The organism is Brevibacterium sp. 50QC2O2 (assembly GCF_024580675.1).
In the GTDB taxonomy this organism is placed as follows: Bacteria; Actinomycetota; Actinomycetes; order Actinomycetales; family Brevibacteriaceae; genus Brevibacterium; species Brevibacterium moorei.
Genome location: NZ_JANIJZ010000064.1, coordinates 1 through 296 on the forward strand (window position 1 = coordinate 1; position 296 = coordinate 296).

The window sequence follows — 296 nt, forward strand, 5'->3', positions numbered from 1 at the left end:
TCGGCGGCGTCATCGCCGGCCTGGCCAACCTCTTGTGCGCCTACACCACCGCCGTCAAAGCCCGCACGACTGCGATCGTGCAGATCAAGAACAAACTCGTCACCGCCGACACCGCCTTTCGCCAGGCCCACCGCGGCCTGAACGACAAGACGCTGATCGCCCGACTCGCCGCCACCCGACCGGTGGCGACGGACTACCAGCGCAAGGCATTGCGCACGCTGGCCCGCCGCTATCAGAACCTCACCGGTGAGATCGACGAACTCCTGACCGACATCACCACCGTCGTCGCCGACACC

The 296-nt window shown here is 66.6% G+C and carries 1 protein-coding gene; it reads left to right on the forward strand.

Annotation, left to right across the window (positions count from 1 at the left end; translation table 11 throughout):
* Positions 1 to 296: hypothetical protein (locus NQ038_RS15230; protein WP_373456831.1), on the forward strand; the 296-nt coding region annotated here is incomplete at both ends.